Origin of the sequence: Vibrio vulnificus CMCP6 (genome assembly GCF_000039765.1) — a bacterium.
GTDB lineage: Bacteria > Pseudomonadota > Gammaproteobacteria > Enterobacterales > Vibrionaceae > Vibrio > Vibrio vulnificus_B.
Genome location: NC_004459.3, coordinates 85356 through 99986 on the forward strand (window position 1 = coordinate 85356; position 14631 = coordinate 99986).

General features: G+C 47.8%; 18 protein-coding genes and 1 pseudogene. All 19 read right to left on the bottom strand.

From position 1 onward, the window contains the following. Positions 1-4: 4 nt before the first annotated feature. A complete protein-coding gene (locus VV1_RS00415) occupies positions 5-520 on the bottom strand; it encodes a phage major tail tube protein (protein WP_011078211.1) in 516 nt (171 codons plus the stop codon). Positions 521-531: 11 nt separating this feature from the next. Then, positions 532-1692, bottom strand: a complete 1161-nt coding sequence (locus VV1_RS00420) for a phage tail sheath C-terminal domain-containing protein (RefSeq protein ID WP_011078212.1) — start codon at positions 1690-1692, stop codon at positions 532-534. Between the two features lie 96 nt (positions 1693-1788). Further along, positions 1789-2115: pseudogene (locus VV1_RS00425) on the bottom strand (baseplate complex protein); the annotation flags it as partial. 9 nt (positions 2116-2124) lie between these two features. Continuing rightward, positions 2125-4455 (bottom strand): phage tail-collar fiber domain-containing protein, encoded by a 2331-nt coding sequence (locus VV1_RS22950; RefSeq protein ID WP_011078214.1) that lies wholly within the window; start codon positions 4453-4455, stop codon positions 2125-2127. Positions 4456-4459: 4 nt separating this feature from the next. Continuing rightward, positions 4460-5110, bottom strand: a complete 651-nt coding sequence (locus VV1_RS00435) for a phage tail protein I (RefSeq protein WP_011078215.1) — start codon at positions 5108-5110, stop codon at positions 4460-4462. Then, positions 5107-5967 carry a baseplate assembly protein gene (locus tag VV1_RS00440; RefSeq protein WP_011078216.1) on the bottom strand — a complete coding sequence of 287 codons (861 nt, stop codon included), beginning with the start codon at positions 5965-5967 and terminating at the stop codon, positions 5107-5109. The genes VV1_RS00435 and VV1_RS00440 overlap by 4 nt, the downstream gene beginning before the upstream one ends. After that, positions 5964-6311: a GPW/gp25 family protein gene (locus VV1_RS00445; protein ID WP_011078217.1), complete on the bottom strand. Its 348-nt coding sequence runs from the start codon at positions 6309-6311 to the stop codon at positions 5964-5966. Before VV1_RS00445 ends, VV1_RS00440 begins: the two co-directional genes overlap by 4 nt. A 3-nt stretch (positions 6312-6314) precedes the next feature. Continuing rightward, positions 6315-6602, bottom strand: a complete 288-nt coding sequence (locus VV1_RS23015) for a PAAR domain-containing protein (protein ID WP_017788792.1) — start codon at positions 6600-6602, stop codon at positions 6315-6317. Beyond that, entirely contained in the window at positions 6577-7062 is a 486-nt protein-coding gene (locus tag VV1_RS00455; protein WP_011078218.1) for a hypothetical protein, read from the bottom strand. Before VV1_RS00455 ends, VV1_RS23015 begins: the two co-directional genes overlap by 26 nt. Before the next feature lies 1 nt (position 7063). Further along, positions 7064-7687 (bottom strand): phage baseplate assembly protein V, encoded by a 624-nt coding sequence (locus VV1_RS00460; protein WP_011078219.1) that lies wholly within the window; start codon positions 7685-7687, stop codon positions 7064-7066. After that, positions 7687-8220, bottom strand: a complete 534-nt coding sequence (locus VV1_RS00465) for a hypothetical protein (RefSeq protein ID WP_011078220.1) — start codon at positions 8218-8220, stop codon at positions 7687-7689. Before VV1_RS00465 ends, VV1_RS00460 begins: the two co-directional genes overlap by 1 nt. Further along, positions 8220-8720 (bottom strand): hypothetical protein, encoded by a 501-nt coding sequence (locus tag VV1_RS00470; RefSeq protein WP_011078221.1) that lies wholly within the window; start codon positions 8718-8720, stop codon positions 8220-8222. The genes VV1_RS00465 and VV1_RS00470 overlap by 1 nt, the downstream gene beginning before the upstream one ends. Beyond that, entirely contained in the window at positions 8713-9318 is a 606-nt protein-coding gene (locus VV1_RS00475) for a hypothetical protein (RefSeq protein ID WP_011078222.1), read from the bottom strand. Before VV1_RS00475 ends, VV1_RS00470 begins: the two co-directional genes overlap by 8 nt. A gap of 8 nt (positions 9319-9326) precedes the next feature. Further along, positions 9327-9623 carry a hypothetical protein gene (locus VV1_RS00480; RefSeq protein WP_011078223.1) on the bottom strand — a complete coding sequence of 99 codons (297 nt, stop codon included), beginning with the start codon at positions 9621-9623 and terminating at the stop codon, positions 9327-9329. Beyond that, positions 9613-10209 carry a 3TM-type holin gene (locus tag VV1_RS00485; protein WP_011078224.1) on the bottom strand — a complete coding sequence of 199 codons (597 nt, stop codon included), beginning with the start codon at positions 10207-10209 and terminating at the stop codon, positions 9613-9615. Before VV1_RS00485 ends, VV1_RS00480 begins: the two co-directional genes overlap by 11 nt. 49 nt (positions 10210-10258) lie before the next feature. After that, a complete protein-coding gene (locus VV1_RS00490) occupies positions 10259-10849 on the bottom strand; it encodes a hypothetical protein (RefSeq protein WP_011078225.1) in 591 nt (196 codons plus the stop codon). Positions 10850-10923: 74 nt separating this feature from the next. Next, entirely contained in the window at positions 10924-13500 is a 2577-nt protein-coding gene (locus tag VV1_RS00495) for a phage protease (protein ID WP_011078226.1), read from the bottom strand. A gap of 109 nt (positions 13501-13609) precedes the next feature. Continuing rightward, entirely contained in the window at positions 13610-14047 is a 438-nt protein-coding gene (locus VV1_RS00500; RefSeq protein ID WP_011078227.1) for a hypothetical protein, read from the bottom strand. Between the two features lie 5 nt (positions 14048-14052). Further along, positions 14053-14628: a Panacea domain-containing protein gene (locus tag VV1_RS22955; RefSeq protein WP_011078228.1), complete on the bottom strand. Its 576-nt coding sequence runs from the start codon at positions 14626-14628 to the stop codon at positions 14053-14055. Positions 14629-14631 lie beyond the last annotated feature (3 nt).

Sequence of the window (14631 nt, forward strand, 5' to 3'; positions counted from 1 at the left end):
CCTCTTAAATTCCCAATGCCGCGTTAATGCCGGCGCGACGGTCAACGCCGCCAATCTCTTCTTTACCGCTGATCAGATCGATATCTGCCAAGACTTCACCTTTGTATTCCATCTTGAGTTTGGTCCAGGTGATTTTGCAGCTGACTTCGGTCAGCTTCTTGCGCTCGAGCTCGCCCAAGTCAATACCAATCACACGGCCATAGATCTGCACTTTCATCGCATCAACTTCCGCACCAGAGCCTTTGTAAGCAGCGCGGAAAGTAAAGGGCTTTTCGTTGCCCGAGGTCAGGCCAAACAGCTTAATGGTGCTTGGGTTTGGTTCTGCCAGGGTAACTTCGACGTCTTCCGTTTCAATAGTTCCCATATCAATTTTGATTGGGCCAACCATGCCGCCTGCAATGTACTCTTCCACCACGCGAGTGAGCGGTGGCAGCTTAACTTTCGGTACTAGGCCAATCATGCCGACGCCATCTTGATACCAAGCGTAATCGACCAACATCTTTGGAGTTCTGCGTTCCATTGTGATTGTCCTTATTTGAAGATCACGTCAGCGTAATCGTTGGTGAAATGGCTCGTTACGTGAATCGCCTGTGCAAGACCTGGCGGTGTGAAGTCGTAATCGAGATAGAAATTTCCTGAAATGATCACTTCAGGCGGGTTGAGGTCTGGGTCTGCCCACGCCTTGGCACCGTACATGTGCCCCGCACGCGTTTCACCATCGAGACCGTTCTGCACCGACTCGACGACATCTTCAACGAATGTGGTGAGGATCTTGCGGTCTCGTGCCCATTTCAGGCCAGCAGTGACCATATCCAGAACCATGTCATTTACCCGAACATGGGCGTTGAACTGCCATTTCGGATCATCACTGCAGCTTAGGTTCCCCCATAGGCGCAAACCGTCATCGTTGATGATGGTCGTGATTTGGTTTTCGTTCAGCAGGTGAGATAGACAGTTCGTGTCACCGTCTGCGTAGTCGATGGGGAACTCTGTGCCAAGCGCACCGTTAATACGCAGATTGGAGATTGACGCACTGTAGCCGTAGTTTGGGTCTTGGTCTTTTTGGATCTCAACGCCCAGAGCAAACGCGGACATTGGTACCAGTTCATCGAACTTGTTGCGAACTCTTGGCCAGAACAGCTCTAAACGGCGATCGCCCCACAGTTGACGATACGCCACGGCATCTTCGTAAGTGCTTCCAGGGCAGTCCGCAAAGACTTTGCAGCGCAAACGGGTCGCGATAGGCAAGAGCGCGGTCAGCACCGATTGGTTATGCGAATAACCAGCGACAGTCAGCAGGCGAGGGCGTTTGCCCGTAATCGCCTGCACATCGAGAATCGCCTCAATACCTTGTTTTTCGCCCGTTGCTGGATCAACGCCACCAATGATATTGGCGATGGTTGCCGCTTCATCGGCGCCTTCTTCAACACGAATCACGCAGATTGAGCAGCGCTTTTGGTCGTAGACACTTGCCATGAAGTTCGGCAGGGTTCCCGCCTTATTGCCCACCATATCCAGTTTGGCCAACTTGTGTGGGTTGCCAGCAATCAGGATAGGTTTTTTAGCAGGGAAAACAGAAGGGTCTGCATCAGGAGCGGTTCCGACAACCACCGCAAAGGAGGTGTCTGCCATGAGCATTGGGCGCACGCCGCTTTCGTCTGTAGACCCGAAGATGCCATGTTTAAATGCCATGGTTGGGTTCCTCTTGTAGAAAGAAAACTCACCTTCAGCGGCATCATTGAGTTTTTATGGTAGGTGTTATTGAAGTTGTTGGGAGGGATTCCCTGGCTGGCGCGGGGTTTCTTGTTCGTCGGCCCGAATGGCGCCTTGGAATTTGACTTGGCGGATTTTCAGCGCGTCAGCGGTGTGGTTGCTGATGCGGTAGATTTTCCGCGCACCCTCTTCCAAGGCTTCGGCCATGGTGAACAGATTGCTCAACATGGCGCTTTTGGTGAAGGGGATGACCCCTTTCACCGTGAGCACTTTGCCTTTGCTGCCTGTTTCAGCCTGATCGGTTGCGGATGTCTGGCCGGACATATCTTGTCCGGCGAGTTACTGACGTACGCTGACGGTCAGGTTGTTAAGGGTGAGCTGGGTTCCGGATAGGGTTAGCATATAGATTCCTTAGCTAAGTTCCCTAACATTCCAATAATACGAACTCCCATCTTCAGATGTAGATTTTATAGCCAACACTATCGAACCAACAGAAGGATTTATAGTTCCACCTTTAACAATAACTCTACCTTGACCGCTCCCATTAGTAAAAGATGTAAACTCATCCTCAATCCTTATTGATATCATCTTATCTTTAATATCATTATCTTTGATGTTATTAATATTTGTATTGGTTGTATTTGCTGTTTTAAATGTCTTTGATGAGTTTTTTAATATTGGTGATGTATTGTTTACATCAAGCGTCAGAGTTGTACTGTAATTAATTTTCCCAACAACCACATCATCACCTAATAATGGTCGCTGTGTCTTATCCTTCGCATAAACATCAAATAATGTATTATTTTTAATTACTCCAGTACCTATTTTAACTTCACTATCGAGTATTATATCTTCCGAATAAACTCCATAGTTATTCAAACTTATATCAACAGTTCCTATAATGACAGATAAAACCGCCCCACCACCTAATTGCTCAACGAATAGTCCCTTGTCATTTTCCGATAGTTTTGCTACACCAATAGTGTTCCGCTTAGTTGATTTATTTGAATCTGATGAATATAAATACAGACCTGACGCGCCATTTCCCTTACTATTAATTACCGCCGTTGTGCTATCATTATTGTTAATAAATGCCCAACCGTGCACAGCATTATTGTCAGCATCTATGGTACCAAATGTCATGTTGTGCGTTTCTTCAGCTTTTCCTCCATTAACACCGTTCTCGTTTGTTTTTACTAAAGTAACAGTACCGTTCATGCACGTTCTTTCAAAAAGTGCTCCATTGCTGGCATTATTAAATCCTATGGCAGACAATAAGCTGAAGTTGTCCACATTGGACATTCTCAGTCCATGATTAAATTCTGAGCCATCGCCGCGCATCTCAACACATGACCAGTTTCTAGTTGGCTTACCCCCTAACAAATCGCCATCCACAGAGACGCCTATTTGTCGCGATCCTTTCGAAAATAGCCTTCCAGCATTAAAATCGGTACATGCATAAAACCCGATCCCCCCTGTATGCGCATCCAATGCAGTCACATTCCCCAAAGAGAATTCTTCACATTCTTGTAGACCTAACAAGAAAAAGTCGGCAAATGTTCCTGATGACAATCCTTCGTTTTCCTTTTTGTTTCCATCTAGCAACACATCACCCAATAAAGAAAACTTACTGCACCCATGCATCTTAATTAAAGGCTTATTTTGATTTGCAGCAAGTTTAAGCTTAGCATTCTGGTGAAAAAGAATATTAAACCCAGACAAACCAACAACAGCCGTATAATTAATCCCTGATATCTCATCGTCTATTTCTAAAATTGCTCCTGACGCAGCTGAATACTGAATAGCTGACAATAAGTCACCTGGCCAACCTCGAAAATTAAAACCATTTATTCTATCTTTTCTTTTCGGTCTCAAATCACTCACCGAGCCATCTGCCAACACCTGAGCAATCTTACAGACAAAGTGCTTGACGCCATTTGCATCGGTGTAATCATCTTTCTCTTCGGCTGTCACCACTAAATCGAACAGGGTAACTTGCTCGCCTGTTGGTGTGCCTTTGCGGTGCGCGTCTACGTAGATGAACGATGGTTTGTTAGGTACTTGAACATTGCGGTCAAATTCGAGTGTGACACGATTGCCCGACACATAACCGGCACCCGCTTTGATGTTGAATGCACTCACTTGAGGCGTGACCAAGAAGCCGTCTTCGATAAACCAATCTTTGCCGTTCTGGTCGATGATGGCTTGGGCGACTCGCTCATCGGATTTCGAAACTTGTGTATTCACGTAGTTTCGACTCGCCGTAATCACATTCGGATTAATCTGAACAATCGGCTCTGCACTGGTGATCACAAACGTCATTTCAAGTGACACTGGATTGTTCAACTGACCATTATTGACAGGGCTAGGAACATAGATACGAGCGCAGTTTCCAATCGCATGAAAATATTCTTGACCGTTAAAAGTCGCGACGGCAGCAAATTCTCGAATAACGACATCATGAATATCATCAGGTAACAGAGCTTCTACTGTCAGAATCGGGACGGAGTCCGGTGTTGCTTGCAAAACATCAACTGAGTTGACCGGAAGACGATACAGCTCATTGACCAGTGACTGGGATTTTCTGTCGGGCTGTACATAGGTGTCGTTGGCATCACCGAATGCAATGTGAGTGAACTCAACGGGCTTTTTCAGCATTTTGCCGTTTTGCTCAGCAGACTCACCTAATACCGTTAAAATCGATCCATATTGCTGTTCGCTTTCAGGAACTAAATCTGCCATGTTTTTACTCCAAAACTAACGGAAGCGGCCCAGAGCGGACCACGACAGCAACGCGAGACAAACACGCCATCGCGCTGCTGGATGAACTCACCATGGAACTGATTTTCCAAGGGCCGGAACGGACTTGCAGGGCTTGCCTGCTCATCGAAATGTGTTTTTCAGGGTTCTCTACCCGACTCTTAATCGATACACCGACCAAACGACTGCGGGTATTTTTTGAATGTTGAATGGCTCGAACAATTTCAGGAACGGTAGACGCATCCACTGGCGATTGTTCAGAAATTAAGTCGACACGGAACTGACCTGGAATGAGATTTTCTTCATCTTCAAACCACTCCACCGCTTTGAGCGAGTCGGCACGAATAGCTTCAATGCTCTTATCAATCGCGTAGCGGGTACCTTTATAAATATGAATATCTAGTGCAGTGGCACAAACTCGACGTTTCGTTTCAATCGGCCAACTGTCATCCCAGTCATCGACAGAAAGCTCCCATGCCAAATAAGGCAGAAGATCCTCTCGGCACGCCCACGGATTGAGAAAATCGCGAATATCGCGCTCAATCAAGCCAATCTCTTCCCAAAATATCTGCTCTAAGACGCGCTCAAGCTTTGAAGCTGAAGGCGGTAAAGTCGTTACGAATTCGCCATTCATCATGCACCTGCCTTTCTCACCACAATTTCATAGCAATATGGCGCTTGCGATTTGGAGCAGGCGATCTCTTCCTGCGGGGCAATCAGCTCAACTTTTGAAACAGGTTGGTAAACGCTGTCTACACTGTCGCGCTTTACGTGGGCAGCAGCGTAAATGGCGGAAAACGAGACATCGCCACCCAAGCGGTGTGCATCATCTGCCAACTTTTGTAAACGCTGCTGTGCCAACTGGAGCGTTTGTTGCTCGCCAGGGCCAGTCGGCATATGCAGGGCAACTTCTATTCGGTAACGGGAAATTTCAGCAGGTAGCACAAATAGCCGATCGCTTAATGGCCTTTTGGTTTGCGCATCGAGGTTGTCAAAAACAATCTGGCAGAGCTCTGGTGTCGCCACACCCTCATCTTTACGACTGAGGATATAAAGGTGAATTTGCAGATCAATGGGGTTAAGCGGGAAAGCATCGAGCACATCTTCATGGGCATTCAAAGCGTGGAAAATATAAGCGCCATCTGGCCCTGCAGTACTGAATCCTTCCGGTGCCATCTGAACGCGGCGGCGATATTGCTCATCCGTTTCAGTGTCATATTTTTCAACTGGGCGAGCAGCGCCTAAGTGCTGTAAATTCGCGCCACCGGAAAATGCCACCATGTTATCCAAGCTCATGTCTTGGAATTCTTGCCTAGCACGTGTCACTTCTTCAGACATAGCGGAAAAAGCGTTGTAGAGTGGGTCTCCCACTTTTGGAGCATCGATACCCATCAGCTGCGCATAGCGATTAAGCATGCGCGCTCGAATGCTTGCTGCATCGAGTTGTTTCACCACTTCCGGTGGCGGTAGCTGAGGAATTTCAATCTGACTCAAACTCGAAGCCCTGTGATGCGCTCAACGCTGCCATCAAACAGCAACGTTACGTCTAACGAAATGGAGACACTATTCTCACCGCGCTCCAACCAAACCTTGTTGAGTTTTAGCTCGTCAACAAAGCCATTGGGAGGGTGTGCCAGCATCTCAGCGATATCGGCATAGATATCCATTTCAAGTTCTGGCGTGATATTGCGGTCCACTCGTTCAGGGAGATTTGAGCCAAAACTGCGATTAAGGGGCACGGTTCGGCGACGAGTTCGCATGCAACGCTGAATGCGCTGCCTCAATTCTTCTACACCTGTGATGAGCTCACCTGTGGTTTCATGAATTCCGGTTGCCATGATTTACCCTGCGAAAACGTTGGGAGAACCTGCCGCGACAGCAGAGCCACAATCGACACTGTCGCCAATTCGTGCCAGTGCCTGACCATTCACAAACACTGTAGAGCTGCCTGTGGCTTGAGTTCCTGCGTGGCAGGAAGGAGAAGGATTACAGTGAACCGCCCATGAATCACCCACTCTTAACGCAGGCTTACCGTTTATAAAGACGTTACCGCTGCCGCTTGTTGATGTGCGAGGTGGAAAGGCGCCGTGTCCTGTACAACCGTCACCCTGTCGGGATGCTGCTGGCATGCATGTACTCCTCAAGCTTTTGTTTACCTGAACTGTAATCGTGGTGAAGCACTACGTTCCAAGAGCGAGAAGTAAAGAATTCGGTTTCTTGTCCGGTGTCATCCGTTTGTGTGCCGTAGGCTTCAACCGTGACACTAACCGTGATGGTGGATTGTTCCGAGGGACGAAACTCAACCAGATCCTTGCCTGGGGGTAAATCAGGCCAGGAAAAAACACGAGTGAGAACGCCGTTCTCGAGATATTCAATAAACTGTGGCCGAAAGAGCAACGGCATATCGTGAATAAGAACTTCAGCCGACTGCGCACTGGTTTGCGCACTGAAAACATCCGGAAAGTAAGGAGAAAATGTTACCTCATACCGAGACACTTCAACGGTTTCATCCTGGTAATAGATCGAGAAACGCTGATCAACATCCGTGTCCAGCGTTTCTAGTAGCAGCGGTTCTTCTGGCGTCCACATATCAGTTAAGGTTCAATCGAGGTGTGCTGATGTTAATCGGAGAATCCGCGGAGTGCGTCATTTCTCCTGCGCTGTGCAAATTCATAGTGGCATCAGTGGATTGGCTCATTTGCCCTTTGCTATGGAAGGTCATCGTACCTTTGCTATGGAAGGTCATCGTACCTTCGCTATTGAAAGTCATATCACCACTACTTTTTATCTCAACATTTTGTGTTGCAGTCAGCTTTGCGTTGCCTGCCGTGGTTAAGATCAAATCACCCTCGACGTGACCTGTCAGCTTGTGTTCTTCCATATCGTATTCAAGCCAGGTGCCATCAGGAAACTCGTGGTAATAGAGGTTCAGTTGCTCTTTGGGCTGGTCAAACTTGGTTTGGTTTAGGCTGGCAACAATCACGCCCCCTTGTGCCCCAAACGGTTTTAGCACCACAACTTGCTCGCCCACTTGCAGGGGCTTAAAACTGCGCACCTCGGCAGCGTGGCTAACGTTCATGGGAATCCAGCCGCTCACGCGGTTTTCATCAAACTGAACTTTGTAGCGCAGCGGCTTAGCTTGCACTTCGATGATGGTGCCAAACTGGATCATTTCACTGAGAAGGCGAACAAGTTGCGAAGGCGTATGACTCATTAGAAATTCTCGTCCACAGAGAAATAATCGTCTTCATGGCCAAAGCCGACATCCGGCGATTGCGAAACGGATATCTCCTCTGGCAACTCACTTGGCCCAACAGGTAGCCAATCTATTTCGCCGGCTAAATCAAATGGGCCTGCTCGACATTCAGAGATAAACCAACCATCCGGTGCCTCCTGTTGCTGAGACGTGGAAACAGACAGGATCGAGATATTGCCGAACGCACTTGAGTTGCAGAAGTTTCGCCACTCTTGCAAGAACTCGAGTTCAGCTCTCTCAACATCAAGCCCTTTGGCTTTGGAGCCACAGTAAATACGGCCGATCACCAGCAGCTTGATATAGGTGTTGTAGGCGTCATTGGGGATCTCACCTATATAGATCACAGTGAGCTCTCCGCGCTCCAAGTCGCTATTTTTGTAGGCGCTTCTGTCTTGCCAGTTGCGGCTTACGTTGCGCTCTGTATAACGAGTGCTAAACCCCGCCACCATTGCATCAAGAATCTGATTTAGGTTGCGTTCTTCTTGAGCCATCACACACTCCTTAATCCTGCTCGACTCAATGCCATCTGCACCGAGGCATTGAGAATGTCAGACACTTTGTCTTGAGTTTGCTCTGCCGCTCTGTCGTAAAAATCGTCCGCTGGCGTACCATTTCTGGCAATTGAGCGAGCAATCATAAATGCCAGGTCTCGTTGGTCGGTATTGGGTGTTTTGGGTTGTATCCGTTTGACCTTCACCCAATCCAAGACAGATTGAATCGGCGGCATACCTTGGGGGCCAGTTTCCTGCACAACCCAATTGTTGTAGTTCAGTGAGCTGGTGATCATACGACTAAGCTCCCCAACAACATTCGAACGTATTGAGTTGACTAATAGACTTTCCGCTTTAGGCGCCTCTTCTCTCGCCGCTCGAGAGACGAACGAACCAGCATAGCTAACGGCAGATTTTAAATGCTGGTTCAAAACATTAGGAGCCGTTCGAAATGCTTCATCCAGCGCAGAGGTATTGATCTCGATATGAAGCTCACGCATGGTTTACCTGCTCGAGAAACTGATTCATCAATTGCTGATGTACCGCCGCGGGCGTGCCGTTCTTGGCTTCTCCACCAATGCTGTTACGAACCGAAACAGTTTTATTTAGCTGATGAACCATGATGTACTTAACCGCCTCGGCTAGGCAGCGAAGCAGCAACAGCGGCTCATCTTGCGCATCAATCGAGAAGCTATCGCCACTTATCTTACGTGCTGCGTAATAGGTGTAAGAGAAATCTCGACCACAGCTCATCACAACCGAATCGGCGGGGAAATGAGAAAGCTGCAACCACTTTTTATCCTGGTCATCTTCAACCACCGTTAGCCTTGGCAAGCTGCGCGGGTAACCGCTTTCCCAAGGGTTTTTCGCACGCTGGCTTTGCCCGTATAAAACGGTCCGCACCTGCATGAGATCGGCAGGTGCGAGATAGAGCATTTGGCCTGTCATAAGCGAAAAGGTACCTAGCTTCTTTTGCGGCCGATAGCGGCTGTAATCGGCTAAGGCAACCTCGATCACCTGTTGTTCAACACCACTGATGAGCTCCGCACTATCCATCAACGCATTTTTGAGCCTTTCAGTCAGGGTAGAAATCTGCATACCATCCCCTATTTACGGACGAAGTAAGCGAATGCGGAAGAGACAACCCCAAGTAACAACCAGATAAGATCACGGTTGTACTTGGTTTTTTCATTGGTTCCGCTTTGGCTTTGCTCTACTGGCCGCAGTCGGCTTTCCACATCGTCAACCGTGCGCTCTAAGCGCATGAATTGACTTTCAAGATTCGAATGCTTGGTTTGCAATTCAACCATTTGCCTCATTAACTGCGTTTGCTGTTTCATGTAGTCGCGCATTTCAATTCGAAAAGAGTGAAACTCGCCTTGAGAGACAGGATTACCGGACATTGCCACCTCCACGGAGTGCTGAAGCAATGCCACCAAGTACGCCCGCTGGCGCAATACCAGCGGAAACTTGTTTGTCTTGTGAGCGCTTATGAATGTTCAAACCAAGAACCGTTAGTGCGACAGAAAACAAAGCCGTCAGCTTTGCCGCTCCGGTAAAAGCTTGTTCGGTAAATTCAGGATGAAACAACATCAGCCCTGCAATACCAAAAAATAACGATGTCCAAGCTAAACAAACCGCATAACCAAACGTCGGACGCCAACGGCGAACATACGCATCATCGCTGTTCAGCTCAGCAACCATCAACTTATGCTGCTCAGTGATCACCAGTTTGCGTTCTGCGCTTTCTAGTTCCGCTTGCTGATAGGAAAGCTCACGCAGCCGAACACGCTCTTCACTTTCCATCTGTTTGATTTTGACCAAAGCATCTGGATTACGAACCAGTTCTGCTTCGATTGCTTCCGCCGAGTTCTCCACCCCTAACGTTTCGGCAATCAGGGCGCCAACGGAAGCACCTGCAGGCCCACCGACCAAACTGCCGACAAGTGGTGCTGCGCCCCCAATCAGAGACTTCACTTTGTCCCACATAGTTGCTCCTTAGTTGGTACCGTCATCAATGACGGTACCAACCATTAACTTATTGTTCAGAGGTGGCTTTTAACTTAGATAGCGCGTCTTGAATCAGGGCTAGCTTCACTTGGTCATCACCAACCGCCAGCAGCTCAATTTGCAGCTCACTCTCATCTTTGCCTTCGAGCGTTTTGGCATAAGAGGCAGGGTCAAAATCGCGTTCAGCAGTTCGTACCGCCAGTTCATCTTCGATCTCTTTGAGTAGCCCTTTACGCTTCTGGTCGAGGGTTTCCAGTTCTGATAAACGCTTTAACTCGTCGTCGTTTAACGAGGAAAAGAAAGGCTTGATATCGTCGATTTTGAGCGCCAGTAGCTGCTCAAATACCTGATCTTGAAACTTACCCGCATTGGCTTTGTTAGGGTTTTCAAAATGAATAATGGGTAGGCGTGCGGCTTGCATTGGCTGCACAACCGTTTCACCGAAGTACTTGGGCGTAATGCCAAAGTTAATGAACAGCACCATTAGCTTACGATTGATTTCAGCGGATGCCGGTACAAAACGGGCATCCACTTCGCGAGTTTCACCGGGCTGAACTGAGCGGCCACCGATATTCACGGTTTGTTCTGAATGGTTGGTAAATGCAGTAGTGATAGACATGATGGGTCACCTAAACCTTTGAGTAAGAAAAAAGCCCCGTTGCCTTACAAGCAGTAACGGGGCAATGGCTCGTATTAGCGGCCTGACTGTGAATAGAAGAGTACGCTGGTAAAGCGGTTACGAATTGGCTTCGGACAGTGAATCGCGTTGTACTCTTCACCGTAAGCTTCTTTACCACCTTTGAGCTGACCATTAGCATCACGCGCTTCTTGCATTTCACTGAGCGTGAATGGCTTAACGACCGTGTAAGTGAGCGCACCTTTCTGACCCATGATGATCCGCTCATCCCCCAAGTGCGTGGCTGGCGCATTGGTTGAAAACGAAGGCAGTGCTTTCACCATCTCTAAGTCACCTTGTGCGGTGGTATCAGAGCCGTTGCGCTTCATCGAGGCGACAAACTGCTCCGCATTGGTACAGGTGTCATTGAGGGTGTTCGACATCAGCAAGAAATCTGGCGTAACAAAGCGATCATCTTTCATGATGGCTTTACGGCGACCAATGGCTTGAAGCAGCTTGTTGTAGTGCTTCTCTGGCGCCATACCATCTGGAATATCGCTATCTACTTTGACGATGTTGGTTGCAAAACTGTAGCCAACGCTCGCTGCATTCGCGGTGACTGGTTTCAGATCGCCCGATTCATCAACCAGGACAAACTTACCTAGGTTGTAAGAAGTCACGATGTAGTATGTGCCTGGGGCTTGAGTGCCTGAGCCGTCATAAGGCTGAATGGTCGTGCCATCAATTTGTAGTGTGATTGGGTTTTCAGCGTTACCCACAGTGTTTCCTTGCAGATCATACTGCTGATGCGGCGCCACAATCGGGAACTGAGCGGTTTTAAACTCCGCTTTGTCTTGCAGTTGGTTGGCAATGTCTTCACCTTGGATAGGCGCCGCAAGGTATGAGTCCGCTACGCGCTGCATGGTGTTCACAATGCGGCGAGCGACCAGTTCTTTGATGATGCGGCTCGCTGTCGCGACGTTGCGCCCCCAAGCATCCCAGTTAATGGCAGACGACTTGGAAAAATGCATTAACTCGTTCGAGACTTCAAACGCCACTTTCATTGGCAAGACATACGCCAAATCCATGCGCTGCGAGTTCTTCACTTTCGGAATGGTACCGTGCTCAAACACAATGCCATCGCCCATGATCGCCGACACATCGCGGTTTTCATAAGGGATATTGGTTGTCGCTGATGCGCTGAAGTCGGTCAGCGTTTGTACCAGTTGCAACACATTAAGGTCAGAAAGCGCTTCGCGAATCACTTCACGCTGCACAGAAACAGGCAGTTCGCTGTCTGACACGATGTTGGCGCTGCCTTGGCCTGTTAACGCCAAGCGTTCAGCATGAATCTTGTGATGATGTAAGCGGTCGAACTCGGCCAGCACTTGGCGAGCAAACACGGGCAGTTCTTTCTCTTCCGTTAAACGCAACTGACCAAGTGCATAGGTATTGGTGTTGCGAAGCGCCGAGTGAATTTGCGCTTGCAGCTGCAAACTTTCACGCTGCTGGTCGGGTGTTTGAGTGAGAGAGCCAGTGACACTGCCAAAGCCTAAGCCATTCAACTGAATGGAGACCATTTTCTCGTTGCCATGCTTAATTTGGTTTTCTGCCAGTTTGGTGATCTGCTCATCCGACATATCAACGCTAATAAGCGCAGACGCTTCTTTCAGCTCTTTCTTCACTTCATCACTGAGCCCTTCCGCTTTGTCGATCGCTTCCGTGAAGATTTTCACTTTCGCAGTGAGCTTTTGCTGTTTCTCCGCCTGTTCTTGCGCGGTTTTGCTGGCTTGCTCACCAAGAATACGCAGCACGTCCGCTTCACTGAGCGAACCGCCCGTTAAATTGATCACCGGCACCGCAGGGTTGCCGGATTCTGAAAGCTGCATGGCCACGCCTTCAAACTGTTCACTCAATTTGGTGGCTTGGGTCTCATCACTGATGCCGCTTAGTGAATCAGTCAGCAGTTTGACCATGGCTGTGTGTTGTTTGGCAGAGAGTTTCATGCCTTTCAGTTTGCTTTCAAACTGGGCGATCAGTTGTTTCCACATGGTTTGACGTTCCTCAGAGAATTTTTGAGCAAGAGACTCGGAAAGATAAGTGGGGCATTCATGAAGGCAGGCTTCACTGAGTTCGATCTGGTCTAGGTTTTTGATACATGGACGCGTGACCAAACCTGCACCTAGCAGGGTTGGGCCAAACTCAGAATATTGGCCATTGGTTCCGGCCTCGTTGCTGACATAGTTGAGATGTATTTCGGCGGATAAGTACTTAAAGCCTTCTTTGGTGACTTTATTAATGCCGAGTTCGAACCACTCCACCTCTGCACGTAAACGTCCACGGTCGGTAAACAGGCGTTTCACCACCGCCCCTGCGCCATCTTCTGGCTTATGCGCGATGTCGATAAAGATCTCCTGACCATAAACCCCATCGTTAAAGTTTTTGATCATGGAATCGAACATGCTCTGGGTCAGTTCAAATTCGCCGTAACGTGGATCATTAAATCTGCCGGTTCGGGTAATCGTGACAACACTGCGTTTTGCGGCTCCGGTATCCACCTTGACCGCATCAGATAAGAGATGAATCACCCCTTGTGTTGTGGTTGCACCCAGTACCAAAACGCCAGAGGCTTTTAACAATTGTCTTTGATTCATTTCCTGTCCTTAAAACGAAAAAAGCCCCTGAAAATGTCAGGGGCTCGGTCGCCAATTAAGGGCAGTTTGAGTGATGAAAGTAACCGTTGGGAGGGTTAGATAATAGCTATCATGACCTTACAGCTAAATCATCGGCTCGGAAAAAAGGATATTTGAATGGAGATGGATGTTTTAAGCAAACTTCTAGAATCACATGCTCGGTCACCGCTTTGGAAACATCAATCCTTGTATGTAAAATCCCCGCAGATTCATCTCCTGGGAACTCAGGGTCTTTGCCATCCGAGTACATTTTATAACCAAAATGGTAATGATACTGACGCTTATTCTCTGCATCTTCTAAAAATGTATTTTGAAAAGCAGTTCGTTTATGTTCAGGCGTTTTCATTTTCCAGCTTGGTTTGTATTTGCCTCTAAGTTCATCAGGGGGAGTCAGCCCATTGAAATTAATCGGTTGAACAAAATGTTTGTAAACACTGTCAATCACATCACGTTCCAGCTTTTTCATTTCATCAAGAACGGTTCTCGTAAAGTAAGCTTTATGTTCCATTTTTACTATACGCTTTGTATCCAGTTATAGAAATCATCAGCATTTTGAATGGTCTGCGGAACTTCAATGACTTCAGATTCCATAGCTGCTTCCATTCTGTCCATGTGAATTGAAAGCAATCTGTCATGCTGCTCATTCAGCTCTTGAGCAAAGAAATCAATAAGCTCTTGATGAGTTATCGTTTGATAATCAACTTTCTTACTTTCTTTACTAACATGAGCTAACCAAGGAGCCTCTCTATGGCTTTTCTCTCTAAGTTGCCAAGCTCCCATGTTACCTAATGTCATTAAAACAAAGTCTATGGTTTGAACAGCCCTGTCTGAAAGTTCACAAATAGCATTACCAACCGATGCTGTAATTGTTCCTTTTTTGTACGTTTGATATTCTTCGTACAATGAACGAACTACTGGGCCATGATCCCACGCCTTTAGATCTTCATCAAAAAGTGGCTCTTCGTATTGAGCAAGATGATACCCCTGGCAATAGTAAGCGAGCTTTTGTAGCTTTAAATTGCTTACTTGTATGCCATTTTCGCTTGCTCTTTGTAGCAATGCTTTTGCGAAGATATCAGCAGAGACCATTGG

Excerpts from the sequence above, each read along its gene's own strand:
- VV1_RS00415 (WP_011078211.1), bottom strand. The coding sequence starts at position 520 with ATGGAACGCAGAACTCCAAAGATGTTGGTCGATTACGCTTGGTATCAA.
- VV1_RS00420 (WP_011078212.1), bottom strand. The coding sequence starts at position 1,692 with ATGGCATTTAAACATGGCATCTTCGGGTCTACAGACGAAAGCGGCGTG.
- VV1_RS22950 (WP_011078214.1), bottom strand. The coding sequence starts at position 4,455 with ATGGCAGATTTAGTTCCTGAAAGCGAACAGCAATATGGATCGATTTTA.
- VV1_RS00435 (WP_011078215.1), bottom strand. The coding sequence starts at position 5,110 with ATGATGAATGGCGAATTCGTAACGACTTTACCGCCTTCAGCTTCAAAG.
- VV1_RS00445 (WP_011078217.1), bottom strand. The coding sequence starts at position 6,311 with ATGGCAACCGGAATTCATGAAACCACAGGTGAGCTCATCACAGGTGTA.
- VV1_RS23015 (WP_017788792.1), bottom strand. The coding sequence starts at position 6,602 with ATGCCAGCAGCATCCCGACAGGGTGACGGTTGTACAGGACACGGCGCC.
- VV1_RS00455 (WP_011078218.1), bottom strand. The coding sequence starts at position 7,062 with ATGTGGACGCCAGAAGAACCGCTGCTACTAGAAACGCTGGACACGGAT.
- VV1_RS00460 (WP_011078219.1), bottom strand. The coding sequence starts at position 7,687 with ATGAGTCATACGCCTTCGCAACTTGTTCGCCTTCTCAGTGAAATGATC.
- VV1_RS00465 (WP_011078220.1), bottom strand. The coding sequence starts at position 8,220 with ATGGCTCAAGAAGAACGCAACCTAAATCAGATTCTTGATGCAATGGTG.
- VV1_RS00470 (WP_011078221.1), bottom strand. The coding sequence starts at position 8,720 with ATGCGTGAGCTTCATATCGAGATCAATACCTCTGCGCTGGATGAAGCA.
- VV1_RS00475 (WP_011078222.1), bottom strand. The coding sequence starts at position 9,318 with ATGCAGATTTCTACCCTGACTGAAAGGCTCAAAAATGCGTTGATGGAT.
- VV1_RS00480 (WP_011078223.1), bottom strand. The coding sequence starts at position 9,623 with ATGTCCGGTAATCCTGTCTCTCAAGGCGAGTTTCACTCTTTTCGAATT.
- VV1_RS00485 (WP_011078224.1), bottom strand. The coding sequence starts at position 10,209 with ATGTGGGACAAAGTGAAGTCTCTGATTGGGGGCGCAGCACCACTTGTC.
- VV1_RS00490 (WP_011078225.1), bottom strand. The coding sequence starts at position 10,849 with ATGTCTATCACTACTGCATTTACCAACCATTCAGAACAAACCGTGAAT.
- VV1_RS00495 (WP_011078226.1), bottom strand. The coding sequence starts at position 13,500 with ATGAATCAAAGACAATTGTTAAAAGCCTCTGGCGTTTTGGTACTGGGT.
- VV1_RS00500 (WP_011078227.1), bottom strand. The coding sequence starts at position 14,047 with ATGGAACATAAAGCTTACTTTACGAGAACCGTTCTTGATGAAATGAAA.
- VV1_RS22955 (WP_011078228.1), bottom strand. The coding sequence starts at position 14,628 with ATGGTCTCTGCTGATATCTTCGCAAAAGCATTGCTACAAAGAGCAAGC.